This window comes from Pseudomonas sp. TE4620 (assembly GCF_056279045.1).
In genome coordinates, this window is record NZ_JBWBQO010000001.1 from 2,569,906 (window position 1) to 2,583,304 (window position 13,399).

The following is a 13,399-nucleotide window of genomic DNA, read 5'->3' on the forward strand; positions in this document are numbered from 1 at the left end:
TTACCAGGCGCCATAGGGGATACCGTGGGCGTCGATGTAGGCTTGGGATTCGGGTTCCAGTGGTAGGTAGCCAACGCTGGAGCGCCCCAGGTCCGGTCCCAGTGGCACTATGCGACCGACCGTTCGAATCACCTTGATGCGCTCAAGGCAAACTCCACGCAGCCAGGTTTGGGCGACACCGCCAGGGGCCAGGCCGATGGTCACGTATGTACGGTAGTTATCGATGACTCGATCATTCAAACGACAATAGGCGCGCTCAGGTTTCAACATGCTGTGGCGCGTTGCCTCAGGAATCTCAATGACTACTTCGTAGGTCTGTGCTTCGGCCAATGATTGCCAGCGAACATAAATCAACTTGGGCAGATCACTGCCCGATACATATTTTCCCGACCCCACTCCCGTGCGCGTTGACCAACCATCCTCAGGCTTGAATGTAAAATCCATTCTGGCGTTCCCGCCCATGACTCGTCTGAACCCGCGGTCCTTGATGTCCAGCACATCGGCAGTCTCAATCCACACGGCCATGTGGGTAGGCGCCACAAAACCCAAATACCATGGGCCAGCAGGCAGCCGAATACTGTCTTGACCTGCACACCCTGCAAGCAGCAAAGCAGTGAGCAGCAGCACGACTCGCCAGGTACTACTCATTGGGTAATACCGTGCGTTGACCGTTTGCATTCGGCCTATGGATAAACACCACTTCTGTGCTGTCGCGTACTAGATAACCCAGGGGGTTCCAATGGCTGGACAGATGAATGTATCGAGTACGCAATAATGTCTCTTCATCAGGGGTGAGCCCAGTACTGGCCCGATCGCCTAGCGCATAAGCGGTCAGTTTCGCTGCAATCCCCTGAAGCTCATCGGGCAAGTCCGGTTGATCACCAATTTCATGGAACGGCACACCACTTCGTATGCCAAGTTCGCGCATAATGCGCAAATAGACCCACGATAAATCGGCAAACACATCGCGCTCACATCGAATAAAGGCAAATACACGCTTGTACGGGTGTGCGTCTCGATTGGGAATAAAGGGCAGGTCCACCGACCATGTAACTATGTTCATTTGCAACTTCAGGCGTTCCCACTTCGAGCGATTGCGCAAGTAATCTTCCTGTACTTTTAGATAGGACTGGCTCCGTTCGTTGGCCAGGCTACGTAGCTCGACACTGCTACGCGGCCTGGACAGCAAGACTTTTTCTCGCATACGTGGCAGGTAACCTCCACCGACATCAGAGTGCGCACCAGGCACCTCGATATCATTATCGGTTCGGGTCAGAGGGAAATTTTTGCGCCACTCATCCCTTGCCACCAGTTGTACGACCTTATGGGCAACACCTGCCTTGAGGCCCATTTCCACACCAGAGTAGTTAGCGTTCGCCGGACTGAAGTTACCGCGAAGAACCGCAACAATCGCTGCAACAGAATCAAACAGGCCAATAAACTGAATGCTCAAATGACTTTTTGAGTTCCAGTCGAAGTCATCAGAAAGTTTGACGCGCACCGGCCAGCGTGCAGCCAGACCGCCGCGCTTGCCCCTGTGAAGACTGTTAGCAAAGTGCCTCGCCGCGGCAGCGCCTCGACTGAAGCCAAACAGGTCAAATTGCAGTTCGGATACTTTTGCCTGAGGATTTTCATCAAACCAAATGTTGACCTGATTCAAGACCTCGGCGTGTGCCTGTTCTGCCCGAGCAATCACCCCTGTCCCGTATCGACCGGTTGCCTGAGAAAGAGCGGAATCCTTGCCCCCGCTCGTAGTGCCGACCCCTTCGATATAGACCTTGAGCACCACCTGGCGCCTGCCCTGCTGTTCATCACCCCACACCCGATCCTGATACAACTCATACAACCGCGCGACATTGGTCATGTCATTGCCGTAGCTGTCATCCGGCACACTCCCCTGGCCGTCATAGCCATACCTGGCGCAATGGCGACGCACTTCCTCGGCCTCCTCTGCCAGCTCTACATCGCGGGCAAAACACTGGGCGACGGTGGCGCTGTTGGCGAGGTTGTTACCCGTGCCATCAAAGAACACGCCAATACGCAGGGTGACGCCATTGTCTGCCTCGACCTCTTCCTCCTCTTCTTCGAGGGCAATAGCGGGCGGTAGCGTTCGCCCGGTGGTGGTCAGGCCCATGCGTGCGCGCCGCTGGCTGGCAATCAGCGCGTGGCTGCCATAAGGGCAGGCGCAACGCACCAGGTGACCTTCGCCGGCCACCGCCTGGCCGCTTACCCGGTAGGCCGGGTTGCCCTGGGCAATTTCGCCGGTACGCTGGCAGCGAGGGCAATACACCGGGTCGCCCATGCGGGCGATGGGCCGACCGCCAAGCGGGTGCTTTGCGCAGCCATTGCGTACTTCACCACCGGTGCTGGTGGCGTCTCCCTGGCGAACGATAAAGCGCATGCGCCGACTCCCTGTGGCGACTCACAAGGATGCTATCGGACGCTTTTTACTCGGCGGGGAATATCAGCCAGCCATGCTGGATGGCGTGGGAAGAGTCAGCAGGCTCCTAGCGCAATTGCTCCTGAATCTGCTCGCGCAAGCTGTTCAGGTCGAACGGCTTGGCCAGGATCGGCGCCTTGAAGGCGATCGGGCTGCCTGATTCGCGAATTTCCGCCGGGTAGCCACTGATGAAGATCACCTTCAGGTCCGGGCGCATCTTCACCGCAGGTTCGGCGATCTGCACCCCGGTGATTCCTCCCGGCAAACGAAAATCGGTGACGATCAGGTCCAGGTGCGGCTTGCTCGCGAGAATCTTGAAAGCTTGCTCACCGTTCTCCGCCACCAGCACGTGGTAACCCTCGCCCTTGAGGTAGTCCTCGAGAATCATGCGAATCACTGGCTCGTCTTCGACCACCAGTACTACGTCTTGCGCATCTTCACTCATGCCAATGCCTTGTTCGATAAAATATTCAGCTGTTTGGCTATACGACCCCGGCCTCAGGCAGAGGTTGCCTGGTGCCGGTCATTTTCCCGCAGCGATTGCGGCAGCGGCAGACGCACGGTAAAGGTCGCGCCCGCACCCTCAATGCTGTGCACGCTGATGCTGCCGCCATGGGCCAGCACAATCTGCTCGGAGATATACAGGCCAAGGCCCAGGCCGGCGCTGCTCTGGCTGGAGGCAACCCGCTCGAACTGCTGGAAAATCCGCTGCTGGTTGTGCTCGCTGATGCCGATGCCGTGGTCGCGCACTTCGACGCAGGCCATGCCGCCTTCCTCGAAGGTGCGCACCTGCACCGGGCTTTTCGCCCCATAGCGCAGGGCGTTGGTCAGCAGATTGGCGACCACCTGCTCGATGCGAAACTCGTCCCATACGCCGGCCAGCGGCACGCCGGCGTTGAACTCGATATGCGACTCGGCAGCTGCGGCCTGGGCCTGGAAGTTCTCGATCAAGCCGCCGACCAGTTGCCCGAGGTCGAACTGGCTTGGGCGGATCGACAGCTTGCCGGTGCGGATCCGCGACACGTCGAGCATGTCTTCGATCAAGCGGATCAGGCTGTTGATCTGCCGCTCGTCGCGCTCGACCATGGCGCGCATCTTGTCCAGGGTAAAGGCATCGGCGTTGTCCTTGGCCAAGTGCAGCTTGCGCAACTGGGTTTCCAGAATCAGGCCGTTGAGCGGCGTGCGCACCTCATGGGAGACGATCGACATGAAGTCATCGCGCATGCGCACCGCGTGCTCAAGCTCCCGGCGGGTCACCTGCAACTGGGCCAGCAGCAGTTCCTGCTCTTCGCGGCTGCGCTCCAGGGCTTCCAGTTGCTGGCCGAGGGCCTTGCGCTGGCGGAACAGGTCGACGAACACCGCCACCTTGCTTTTCACCGCCAGGCTGTCCAGCGGCTTGTGCAGGAAGTCCACCGCGCCGCTTTCATAACCCTTGAAGGCATAGTTCATTTCGCGCCCGGCGGCGCTGACGAAGACGATGGGGATGTTCTTGGTCTTCTCGGTGCCGCGCATCAGTTCGGCCAGCTCGAAGCCGTTCATGCCGGGCATCTGCACGTCAAGAATGGCCAGGGCGAATTCGTGCTCGAGCAGCAGCGCCAGCGCCTGGTCGGCGGACTGGGCCTGGTGCACCTCGCGGTCTTCGCCTTTGATCAACGCCTCCAGGGCCAGGAGGTTCTCCGGCAGGTCGTCGACGATCAGCAGTTTTGCTTGTATGTGCCTTAGCATTCTGGGGCTTCCAGGCTGGCGAGCAGTTGCCCGATGCCATTCAAAGGGAGTATGTAGTCGGGCCGATGCAGGGCCAGCGCCGCACGCGGCATGGTCGACACTTGCGCTTCAAGCGGGTCCTGGACAATGGTCCGGCCGCCTTGGCGCTTGATGCAGGCAAGGCCGCGGGCACCGTCCTCGTTGGCACCGGTCAGCAGCACGCCAAGCAGGCTCGCGCCGTAGGCATCGGCGGCCGACTCGAAAAGGAAATCGATTGAAGGCCGGGAAAAATGCACGCGCTCTTCCTGGCTCAACGACAGGCTGTGGTCGCGCTCCACCGACAGGTGATAACCGGGCCCGGCCACATAAATGGTGCCGGGGGCGATGTCTTCCTTGTCGCGCGCTTCGCGCACCGGGCGCTTGAGCCTGCGGGCAAGGACCTCGGCCAGTTGGCTGCGCCGGTCATCCGGCAAGTGAAGCACGCACAGCAGCGGAATGCGAAACGCCGGCGGCAAGGCATGAAACACCGTGAGCAAGGCACTGACGCCGCCCGCCGAAGCGCCCAGGGTAATCGCCTGAACGCCGTTCATGATTTGCGGTAGATCCGTTCGGGCTTGACCAGCGCCTCGAACTTGTCGGCATAGGCCGAAAAGTCCAGGGTTTCCTTGCTGCCCAGCACCAGAAAGCCGCGATGGCACAATGACTCGTGAAACAGGCCAAACGCGCGATCCTGCAGGGTCTTGTTGAAGTAGATCAGCACGTTGCGGCAGGAGATCAACTGGGTTTCGGAGAACACGCTGTCGGTGGCCAGGCTGTGGTCGGCGAAGGTCACATTGTCGCGCAGGCTGCTGTCGACGATGGCGTTGCCATAGGCCGAGGTGTAGTAGTCGCTGAGCTCGCCGCGCCCGCCGGCCTTGCGGTAGTTGTCACCATACAGGCGCATGTTGTGCATGCTGTAGATGCCCTGCTTGGCCTTCTCCAGGGAGCTGGGGTTGATGTCGGTGGCATAGATGATGGTGCGCTCCAGCAAGCCTTCTTCACGCAGCAGGATGGCCATCGAATAGACCTCCTCGCCGGTGCTGCAACCGGCGATCCAGATCTTGATCGACGGCCAGGTACGCAGCAGCGGCACCACTTCCTGGCGCACTGCAAGGAAGTGCTCGGGGTCGCGGAACATCTCGCTGACCGGGATGGTCAGGAACTGCAGCAACTGCATGAACATGCCCGGGTCGTGCAGCACCCGCTCCTGCAGGGCCGAGACGGTCTTGCAGTCGAACTGGCGCAATGCGTGCTGGATCCGGCGCTTGATCGAGGCGCCGGAGTAATCGCGAAAGTCATAGCTGTACTTGAGGTAGATCGCCTCGATCAGCAGCCGTATTTCAATGTCGGTGTTGCGTTCGATACTCAAATTCGCTCCAGTTGCGGCAGCCAGACACGGATCAGCGAGAACAACCGGTCAAGGTCGATGGGCTTGGCCAGGTAGTCATTGGCCCCGGCCTGCAGGCAACGCTCCTGGTCATCCTTCATCGCCTTGGCGGTGACGGCGATGATCGGCAGTTTGCGCCAGCGCGGGTCCTTGCGGATCAGGCGGGTGGCTTCGTAGCCGTCCATCTCCGGCATCATCACGTCCATCAGCACCAGGTCGATGTCCTCGTGCTGCTCCAGGCGCTCGATGGCTTCGCGGCCATTGCGCCCGATCTCGACAATCGCGCCCTTGTGTTCCAGGGCACTGGTCAGGGCAAAGATATTGCGCACATCGTCATCCACCAGCAGCAGCTTGCGGCCCTCGAAGACCTTGTCGCGGCTGCGCGCGGTCTTGAGCATGCGCTGTCTTTCATGGGACAGCTTGGATTCGACTTTGTGCAGAAAAAGCGTCACTTCATCGAGCAGGCGCTCGGGCGAGCGCGCGCCCTTGATGATGATCGAGCGCGAGTACTTGAGCAGGTCGGCTTCTTCTTCGCGGGTCAGGTTGCGCCCGGTGTAGACGATCACCGGCGGGAACGCGCGGATGTCGTCGTCGGACATGCGCTTGAGCAGCTCGTTGCCGAGCATGTCCGGCAGCTTGAGGTCGATGATCATGCAGTCGTAGATATTCTCGCGCAGCAGGTCCAGGGCCTGCTGGGCCATGCCCACCGCGGTGATCTCGATGTCTTCGTCGCCGATCAGGCGGGCAATGCTTTCGCGCTGCAGGTCATCGTCCTCGACCAGCAGGATGTGCTTGAGCTTCTGGGTCAGCTTGGCTTCCAGGCGCGCGAACACCTGTTTGAGCTCTTCGCGGGTGGCAGGTTTGACCGCGTAGCCGATGGCGCCCATGTGCAGCGCCGCCTCGACCCGGTCCTCGACCGAGATCACATGCACCGGAATGTGCCGGGTGCTGGCCTGCTCTTTAAGGCGCTGCAGCACGGTGAGACCGGAATGGTCCGGCAGGCGCATGTCCAGCAACACCGCATCGGGAATGAAGCTCGCCGCCAGTTCAAAGCCCTCGTCGGCAGCCTGGGCCACCAGGCAGCTGTAGCCCAGTTCGTGGGCCAGGTCGAAGAGGATACGGGCGAAATTCGGCTCGTCTTCGATCACCAGGATCAAGCGGTTGCTGAACGGCGCCTTGTCGCGGTCGTCGGCAAAGCTCGGCGCCGGGCGTGCTAGCGGCGCAGGCGCAACGGGTGCCGGCAACGGCGCGCTGACCAGGCGCGCTGGCTGATGAACGATCTGCACCGGGCTCTGATCGACAATCGGCTCGTAGCGTTCCGGCAGGACCAGGCTGAACACACTGCCCTGGCCCAGGCTGCTGTCGACACTGATCTGCCCGCCCAGCAACTGCGCCAGGTCACGCGAGATCGACAGGCCCAGGCCGGTGCCGCCATACCGGCGATTGGTGGTGCCATCGGCCTGGTGGAAGGCTTCGAAGATGCTCTGCTGCTGGTCGGCGGCGATGCCGATGCCGCTGTCGCGCACCGAGAAGACAATGCCGGCGCCGGGCTGCCAGCCGATAGTGAGGCTGACTTCGCCGCGTTCGGTGAACTTCACCGCGTTGGACAACAGGTTCTTGAGGATCTGCTCCAGGCGCTGGCGATCGGTGTACAGGGTCGCCGGCACCTGCGGCTCGACCGACACCGTGAAGCGCAGCTGCTTCTCGCTGGCCAGCGGCTCGAACAAGTTGCGCAGGCCTTCGCTCAGGCGCGCCACGTGGGTGGTTTCCGGGCGCACTTCAAGCTTGCCGGCCTCGACCTTGGCAATGTCGAGAATATCGTTGATCAGGTTGAGCAGGTCGTTGCCCGCCGAGTAGATCGACTCGGCAAACTTGACCTGCTCGCCGGTGAGGTTCTCTTCGCCGTTCTCGGCCAGCAGCTTGGCCAGGATCAGCGAGCTGTTGAGCGGTGTGCGCAGCTCGTGGGACATGTTGGCGAGGAACTCGGACTTGTACTTGCTCGAGCGCTGCAGCTCTTCGGCGCGCTCCTGCAGCTCGACCTGAGCCTGGTTCAGCTCGCCGTTCTTGCGGTCCAGCACGTCGCGCTGCTCGGCCAGGGCTTCGGTGCGCTCGGCCAGTTGCTCGTTGGTCTGCTCAAGCTCGGCCTGCTGGGTTTCCAGGTGCGCCTGGGACTCCTTGAGCACCCGCGATTGCTCTTCGAGCTCTTCGTTGGCGGTTTTCAGCTCTTCCTGCTGCACCTGCAGCTCTTCGTTGAGCTGCTGGGTTTCGGCCAGCACTTCCTGCAGGCGCTGGCGGTAGCGGGCGCTCTCGATCGAAGTGCCCATGTTGCCGGCCACCAACTCGAGGAATTCGATGTCGCGTTCATCCAGGCTGCGCAAGAAGCCCAGTTCGACCACGCCGTTGATCTGCCCGTCGTTGCTGGTCGGCATCACCAGCACGCTGCGCGGCAAGCCCTGGCCCAGGCCGCTGCTGACCTTGAAGTAGTCAGCCGGCAACTCGTCCAGGCGCAACAGGCGCTCCTGCATCACCGCCTGGGCCAGAATGCCTTCGTGGCTGCCGACCAGCTGCTCTTGCCCGGCCTGCTCGGCCGACATACCGTAAGTGGCCACCCGGCGCAGGCCGCCGTGCTCGTCACGGGCGTACATGGCGCCGACAGCACTGCCCAGGTACCCGGCAAAAAAGCGCAGGATGTTGTTGCCGAGCATCGGCAGTGTCAGTTGCCCCAATACCTGGCTGGCCAGCTCGGTCTGCCCGGTACGCAGCCAGGCCTGGCGTTCCAGGCGCTGGTTGGCCCGTTGCTGCGACTCAAGGCTGCTGGCGTAGCTGCCCGACAGCGCCAGCAGGTCGCGGCGCCCCAGGTAGGCCAGCAGGCCACTGAGCAGGATGACAAACACCAGGTATGCCGAAATCGACACGATGGTGGTGGTATTCACCGTGTCGTTGCGGGCCACCCGCAGCTGATGCTCCATGGCAATGAACGCGTCGAACTCCTTGCGGATCTCGTCGGTCAGGCGCTTGCCCCGTCCGGAGCCGACGGCCTCGCGGAAATTACCGTTGTCGCGGCGCAGGCTGATCATGTTTGCGGCGAAGGTGTTCCACTCATCCTGCAGGCCCAGCAGGCGCTGCAGGCGGTCAACCTGCTGCGGGTTGTCGGCCACCAGTTGTTCCAGGCCCTTGATGCCGGCAATCACCTGCGGCTTGGCCACCTCATAGGGGTCGAGAAAGCGCTCCTCGCCGGTGATCAGGAAGCCGCGCATGCCGGTTTCCATGTCGATCGACAGTTTCACCGTCTCGTTGGCGTTGTTGATCACCCGGTCGGTGTGCTCGACCCATTGAATGGCCGACAGCAGGTAGCTGATGATCGTCACGAACACCACCGCACTGAGCAGCCCTACCCCCAGGGGCAGGCCGATGTTGCGGGTCAGCAGCTTGCGAAAGCTGCGCTGATCGATTGAGGCTGGTTGAATCATCTCAAGACGCCCGAGCTAAGGAAGCAAACGAAAGAGTGTGGCGGAATTTTCGAGTAATCGTTCTATTTTCCGCGGGAACGGCCATTCTGCCAGCCCTTCCTACTCCGAGTCTAAACGCCTTTGGCCATTCTGGCAGGGCATTTAGCCAGCATTTGAGAGGTGTCGCGCGCAAACGTTCCCTGCTTTTTCAATGACCGCTATGCTGTTCATTCGGGAGGCTTTTTTCAGCGCAGAGGGAACTTCAGGGCGTGCCCGGCTTACAGATAATGAACAGACTTTTGTACAGGAATACCGCCATGCCGCAGACATCCCCGCCCCTGCTCGTCGTTGAAGATGACGATATCGTGCGCATGCTGACGGTCGAGGTGCTTGAAGAGCTGGGCTATCAGGTGCTGGAAGCGGCTGATGCGCACACGGCGCTGGTGGTTTTGCAAAACACGCAACAATCCCTGGCCTTGATGCTCACCGATGTCGGCCTGCCGGACATGAACGGCAAGGACCTGGCCGTCAAAGCCCGGGAACTGCGGCCGGAGCTGCCGGTGCTGTTTGCCAGCGGCTATGGCGACGTTGACATACCCCTCGGCATGCACCAGATAACCAAGCCGTTCAGCATCGACCAGTTGCGTGACAAGGTGCAGGGTATTCTCCAGGCCATTTAGTGCACCTACCGGCCAGCACGGAATCTGCTTTAATACGCACTTTTTGCCAAGGTCCCCGATGCCCATGCCCGCCCCTGCCCTCAACGTCCTGGTCATCGGTTACGTGTGGCCCGAACCGCGCTCTTCGGCCGCCGGCTCGCACATGATGCAGATCCTTGAAAGCTTCGTGCAGCGCGGTTGGCGCGTCACCTTCAGCAGCCCCGCAGCCATTGGCGAGCACAAGGCCGACCTGGCGAGCCTGGGCATCGGCGAACAGGCCATTGCCCTCAACGACAGCAGCTTCGACGCGTTTGTCAGCGAACTGGCCCCGGACGTGGTGCTGTTCGACCGCTTCATGATGGAAGAGCAGTTCGGCTGGCGCGTCGAAAAACATTGCCCCAACGCCCTGCGCGTGCTGGAAACCTCCGACCTGCAAAGCCTGCGCGATGCCCGCCAGCAACTGCTGCGCCGGCGCCTGATCGAAGGGCTGGACCCGAATGACTTTCGCGCGCTGTTCAACACCTCCGGCCCCGACCTCTATCGGCAGATGGCCAGCGCCGACCTGACCCTGCGCGAACTCGCCGCCATTTACCGCAGCGACCTGAGCTTGATGATTTCCGATGTCGAGATCGACCTGCTGATCAACGGCTTCGGTGTGCCCGAGCACTTGCTGCACTGGTGCCCGCTGATGCTCGACGCCCCAAGCGAGCCGTTCAAGCCATTTGCCGAGCGCGCGCATTTTCTCAGCATCGGCAACTTTCGCCATGCGCCTAACTGGGACGCGGTGCTGTGGATGAAGAACAGCCTGTGGCCGATGATCCGCCGGCGCCTGCCACAGGCGCAGCTGCACATCTACGGCGCCTACACCCCGCCCAAGGCCACGGCGCTGCACAAACCCGCCGAGGGCTTTCACATCATGAACTGGGCCGAAGACGCCCTTGAAGTGATGAGCAACGCGCGCATTTGCCTGGCGCCGCTGCGCTTTGGCGCCGGGATCAAGGGCAAGCTCACCGACGCCATGCAGTGCGGTACCCCCAGCGTCACCACTCCCATCGGCGCCGAAGCCATGCACGGCGCCCTGCCCTGGCCCGGGGCAATCGCCGAAACCGCCGAAGGCCTGGCCGAAGCCGCCGCCGCCCTGTACAGCGATGAAGCACGCTGGAACCGCGCCCAGCAGGACGCGCTGCGCTTGCTCGGCGCACGCTACGACCGGCGCCAGCACGCCAGCGCCCTGGTCGAGCGTATCGAGTACGCCCTGGCCGACCTCGACCAGCACCGGCTGTTCAACTTCACCGGCGCCATGCTCCGTCACCACCAGCACAAAAGTACCCAGTACATGTCGCAGTGGATCGAGGCCAAGAACCGCCTGGCTACAGCGGCCGACGCAGCAGATAAGTGTCCATGATCCAGCCCTTGCGCGCCCGTGCCTGTTCACGGGCGGCGAGGATCTGCGCCTTGACCTCCAGTAGCGGCCCGGCGATCAGGACCTGATCGGCGCTACCCAGGTAAGCGCCCCAGTAGATATGCAACTGCGGATCGTCCAGCGCGGCAAAGGCGCACTGGCCGTCGAGCATCACCACCAGGTTGTCGATGCACGGCTGTTCAGCCAGGCGCCGGCCAGGCAGCACGGTCAGCGGCTCGCCGATACGGTTCAAGGGAATACGGTGAGCGGCGGCCAGGGCCTGGACGCTGCTGATGCCGGGGATCACCTCAAGCGACAGGGCCACGCCACGGGCCTGGACCAGGTCGAGAATACGCAGGGTGCTGTCGTACAGGGTCGGCTCGCCCCAGAGCAGGAAAGCGCCGCATTCGCCGTCAGCCAGTTCGTTTTCGATCAGGTTGGCGTACAACGCCGCACGCTGCTGGTGCCAGTCCTCGACGGCGCCAACGTAATCGCTGGCAGCGCCATCGCGCAGGGGGTCTTCGACCTGCACCAGGCGATAGCCGGGCTTATCAATGTAACACTCGAGAATGTTCTTGCGCAGTTGCAGCAATTCGTCCTTGACCGCACCCTTGTCGAGCACGAAGAACACCTGGGCCCGGTTCAGCCCGTCGATGGCTTGCAAGGTAATCTGGCGCGGATTGCCCGGCCCGATACCGATCAACAGCAGTTGTTTCATTGCACGTCGCTTCCATGATTCGGCCAGCCTTCATAGTCGGCTGGCCGAAGCACAATGGCAACGTACTGCGCTTTAGAAAATCGAGAAGTTGTAGCTGACGATCACCCGGGTTTCGTCCATGTCGCGGGCATACTTCTCATAGTTGCTGCGGTAGGTGGAGTTACGCAGGCGCACGCTGACATCCTTGAAGGTGCCGCTCTGGACCTGGTACTTGAGTTCGCTGTCGCGCTCCCACTCCTTGCCCTCGGCCAGGCTGCCCGGAACCTTGATATGGTCGCCGTTGATGTAGCGGGTAAAGAAGCTCAGGCCCGGTACACCCATGGCCTTGAAGTCGTAGTCGTAGCGCAGCTGCCAGGAACGCTCCTGGGCCGCCGCGAAGTCGTTGACCTGGGCGTAGTTGACCAGGTACGGGTTGCTGCCATCCAGGTACGGCATGGCGTTCTCGCCATACATGCGCTGCCAGCCGGCGCTGACCTTGTGACCACCAAGGCTGTAGCCGAGCATACCGCTGAAGGCGCGGTGATCGATGTCACCGGCGCGGGCACGGCCAATGTCATCGCTTTTTATCAGGCGCAGGTCGGCCGACAGGCTGCCGACGCTCAGCGGCTGGCTGGCCACCAGGCCGAAAAAGTGCTGGCGGTAGATGTTTTCAAGTTTGCCTACCTGGTATTGCGCACTGAGGCGGTCATTGAACTTGTAGTCGATCCCGGCCATGTCGAAATGATCGGCCGTGGTACCACAAGCGTAGCGCTTGTTCTTGCAGTGAACGCGAATGTCCTCGCGGTCGGTCGAGTCCCGCGCGGTGTACTTGTCCAGGCGCGCCACGGTGAACTTCAGGTCCTTGAATTCTTCGGAACTCAGCATCGCGCCCTGGAACATCGTCGGCAACAGGCGGCCGTCGTTGTACTTGAGCAGCGGCATGTCCGGCATCATCGAACCGACCTTGAGCACAGTCTGCGAATAACGCATCTTGCCGGCTACGCCCATCTTCGCGTACTGGTCTACCGAACCACGCGGATCATGTCCGCTGGAGGGCAACAGACCACTGTTGCTATCGGCCGGACTGGAGTCGAGTTTGAAGCCGAGCATGCCGATGGCATCTACACCAAATCCTACAGTGCCTTCGGTATAACCAGACTGCACATTGAGAATAAAGCCCTGGGCCCACTCTTCGCGTTTCGACGCGCCCTGGTCGGAACTGGTATGACCATCGCGAAAGTCACGATTGAAGTAGACGTTGCGTGCTTCGACTTTGGCGCTGCTGTCTTGAAGAAAACCAGCGGCCTGTGTCGAGACAGCAGCAAACATCGCGAGCAGGCCGACAAGGCTGCGCCCGGGCGCGAGAGGGTATGGGGCAAACATGAGAAGCGAAATCCGAAAGAAAGGCAAAAAACAACCGGCGCCGATCCCGGCGCCGACAATGCTCCCAGCGTCGATGGCAGTCGACGGTGACCGATCATGATCTCGCAACCGCTCTATTCCGGGCCATTGGACCATGGTCTAAGGACGCTGGCGGAATATTGACTAGTTCTTTGGTCAAGGTCCGGTGGCAATTAAGAAAGTTCCATAACACACAATATAAAAGTTTAATGTTTACCCAC

General features: G+C 61.2%; 11 protein-coding genes. 2 read left to right on the forward strand and 9 right to left on the reverse strand.

Annotated elements, in window-relative coordinates:
• The 7 genes from ACZ9A3_RS12020 to ACZ9A3_RS12050 form a co-directional block, all read right to left on the reverse strand.
• Positions 1 to 648, reverse strand: a complete 648-nt coding sequence (locus tag ACZ9A3_RS12020; RefSeq protein WP_476252661.1) for a DUF2931 family protein — start codon at positions 646 to 648, stop codon at positions 1 to 3.
• Positions 641 to 2,401 (reverse strand): PAAR domain-containing protein, encoded by a 1,761-nt coding sequence (locus tag ACZ9A3_RS12025; RefSeq protein ID WP_476252662.1) that lies wholly within the window; start codon positions 2,399 to 2,401, stop codon positions 641 to 643. The genes ACZ9A3_RS12020 and ACZ9A3_RS12025 overlap by 8 nt, the downstream gene beginning before the upstream one ends.
• A gap of 106 nt (positions 2,402 to 2,507) precedes the next feature.
• Positions 2,508 to 2,885: a response regulator gene (locus tag ACZ9A3_RS12030; RefSeq protein ID WP_093381910.1), complete on the reverse strand. Its 378-nt coding sequence runs from the start codon at positions 2,883 to 2,885 to the stop codon at positions 2,508 to 2,510.
• 53 nt (positions 2,886 to 2,938) lie between these two features.
• Positions 2,939 to 4,165, reverse strand: coding sequence for a hybrid sensor histidine kinase/response regulator (locus ACZ9A3_RS12035; RefSeq protein ID WP_045198057.1), 1,227 nt, complete (start codon positions 4,163 to 4,165; stop codon positions 2,939 to 2,941).
• Positions 4,159 to 4,734 carry a chemotaxis protein CheB gene (locus tag ACZ9A3_RS12040; protein ID WP_093381909.1) on the reverse strand — a complete coding sequence of 192 codons (576 nt, stop codon included), beginning with the start codon at positions 4,732 to 4,734 and terminating at the stop codon, positions 4,159 to 4,161. Before ACZ9A3_RS12040 ends, ACZ9A3_RS12035 begins: the two co-directional genes overlap by 7 nt.
• Complete coding sequence (locus ACZ9A3_RS12045; protein WP_045198052.1) at positions 4,731 to 5,552, reverse strand: CheR family methyltransferase; 822 nt, start codon at positions 5,550 to 5,552, stop codon at positions 4,731 to 4,733. Before ACZ9A3_RS12045 ends, ACZ9A3_RS12040 begins: the two co-directional genes overlap by 4 nt.
• A complete protein-coding gene (locus ACZ9A3_RS12050) occupies positions 5,549 to 9,040 on the reverse strand; it encodes a response regulator (protein WP_258593732.1) in 3,492 nt (1,163 codons plus the stop codon). Before ACZ9A3_RS12050 ends, ACZ9A3_RS12045 begins: the two co-directional genes overlap by 4 nt.
• A gap of 296 nt (positions 9,041 to 9,336) precedes the next feature.
• Here ACZ9A3_RS12050 and ACZ9A3_RS12055 point away from each other — a divergent pair, with 296 nt between their 5' ends.
• Both ACZ9A3_RS12055 and ACZ9A3_RS12060 read left to right on the forward strand, forming a co-directional pair.
• A complete protein-coding gene (locus ACZ9A3_RS12055) occupies positions 9,337 to 9,699 on the forward strand; it encodes a response regulator (protein ID WP_093381907.1) in 363 nt (120 codons plus the stop codon).
• 64 nt (positions 9,700 to 9,763) lie between these two features.
• Positions 9,764 to 11,083 (forward strand): glycosyltransferase, encoded by a 1,320-nt coding sequence (locus tag ACZ9A3_RS12060; RefSeq protein WP_082075442.1) that lies wholly within the window; start codon positions 9,764 to 9,766, stop codon positions 11,081 to 11,083.
• Here the strand turns inward: ACZ9A3_RS12060 and cobF are convergent.
• Together cobF and ACZ9A3_RS12070 are read right to left on the reverse strand one after the other, a co-directional pair.
• On the reverse strand, positions 11,049 to 11,798 hold the full coding sequence (gene cobF / locus ACZ9A3_RS12065) for a precorrin-6A synthase (deacetylating) (RefSeq protein ID WP_093381903.1): 750 nt from the start codon (positions 11,796 to 11,798) through the stop codon (positions 11,049 to 11,051). The genes ACZ9A3_RS12060 and cobF overlap by 35 nt on opposite strands.
• Positions 11,799 to 11,870: 72 nt before the next feature.
• The gene (locus tag ACZ9A3_RS12070; RefSeq protein WP_093381901.1) at positions 11,871 to 13,160 is read right to left on the reverse strand and encodes an OprD family porin; all 1,290 of its coding nucleotides are present in this window, start codon (positions 13,158 to 13,160) and stop codon (positions 11,871 to 11,873) included.
• Between the last annotated feature and the right edge of the window lie 239 nt (positions 13,161 to 13,399).